Genomic DNA, 1,377 nt, shown 5'->3' with positions numbered 1-1,377 from the left:
ATAATATTCCTGACCAACCTACGAATACGAAGCGATCGCGCTTTAGCCAGTCGTCTAATACGTCAAACCACCCTCTACTGGGGGCGCGTCCAACTGCGATGGTCATGAGAGCAAATCTCCAAAATGTTTTATAATTACGGATTTTATGCGTTTATAGATGGCGAATATGAGCCGCCTACACAAAATTAACCAGATTGTCAATCTAGTTTACAATTTTTTACGCTTTCTATCATAATAGGTGAAAATCTCTAATTTTGCCAGTGGACGAGAAAAAAAATTTTATTTGAGAATTGGAAGGTAGGAAAGTAGGGAAAAATTTCTTAGCAACTGACAACTGACTAATGACGCTAGAATGGGTTTTAAAGTGAAAATTCATTAATTCTAAATGTTTACCATTGACTTAAGCATCAGAAATACTGCTTTCCCTATATCAGTACAACGCAAGTCTACTGAAGATGCCGAAGCTGTTTATCAGCTAATTTTGGCAGCCATGCGCTCTGGTAATCCTGATCTTGTGGAACTCAAGTGCGAAGGCAAAACAGAGAAAAAAATTGCTGTTCGTGCTAGTGAAATTTCGGGAGTCCAGATTATCCAAAAAGATAGTGCAGCTACTAGCAGTGGTAGAGCGCCTGGCTTTGCTGCTTTTAGTGCTGAGTAACCCAAGGTGTAAACATGACAGCAGTGGGCATTGAAGTTAATAATTTAAACTTCTTTTGGCCTAATGGGGAGCAAGTGATCAAATCTTGCTCTCTTCAAGTACCTAAAGGTGAGTTTTGGATGCTTTTGGGGACCAATGGCAGTGGTAAATCTACGCTTCTGAGATTAATAGCGGGTTTACTAGCTCCTCAATCTGGGGAAGTTATGGTTTCACCTCCTGTTGGTTTTGTGTTCCAAAATCCTGATCATCAATTGGTAATGCCAACGGTTGGGGCAGATGTGGCTTTTGGTTTGGTGGCGGAAAAGTTACAACCTGCTATGGTGAAGGCTAGGGTTGAGGAAGCTTTGGGGGCAGTAAATTTATTGTCTCTACAGCGACGACCTATTTACGCCCTTTCTGGGGGACAAAAACAACGGGTGGCTATTGCTGGAGCGATCGCTCGTCACTGTGATGTTTTATTATTAGATGAACCCACTGCTTTACTAGATCCAGATAGTCAACTCGATTTAGTAGCTAGTGTGCGTAATTTAGTTAAAAGTCGCGGGATTACGGCTTTGTGGGTAACTCATCGGTTAGAAGAGTTAAATTACTGTGATGGTGCTTTTTTATTGGAAAAAGGTTGTTTAGTTGATTCCGGTGCGGCAGAACGGCTCAAACAGCGATTAATTCAAGTACACCATTAGGTTTAGTAGGAGTCAGGAGTCAGGAGTCAGGAGTCA

Annotated in this window: 2 protein-coding genes; both read left to right on the top strand. The window is 41.6% G+C overall.

From position 1 onward, the window contains the following. Nucleotides 1-385 precede the first annotated feature (385 nt). A complete protein-coding gene (locus FJR06_RS19170; protein ID WP_015081084.1) occupies nt 386-658 on the top strand; it encodes a hypothetical protein in 273 nt (90 codons plus the stop codon). Nucleotides 659-672: 14 nt separating this feature from the next. Next, nucleotides 673-1,341: an ABC transporter ATP-binding protein gene (locus FJR06_RS19165; protein ID WP_015081085.1), complete on the top strand. Its 669-nt coding sequence runs from the start codon at nt 673-675 to the stop codon at nt 1,339-1,341. Nucleotides 1,342-1,377: the final 36 nt, after the last annotated feature.

This window comes from Dolichospermum sp. UHCC 0352 (genome assembly GCF_009711925.1).
In the GTDB taxonomy this organism is placed as follows: domain Bacteria; phylum Cyanobacteriota; class Cyanobacteriia; order Cyanobacteriales; family Nostocaceae; genus Dolichospermum; species Dolichospermum lemmermannii.
This window is presented reverse-complemented; position numbering and strand designations above follow the sequence as displayed.

Coding starts and splice junctions, on each gene's coding strand:
- FJR06_RS19170 (WP_015081084.1), top strand. CDS start 386: ATGTTTACCATTGACTTAAGCATCAGAAATACTGCTTTCCCTATATCA.
- FJR06_RS19165 (WP_015081085.1), top strand. CDS start 673: ATGACAGCAGTGGGCATTGAAGTTAATAATTTAAACTTCTTTTGGCCT.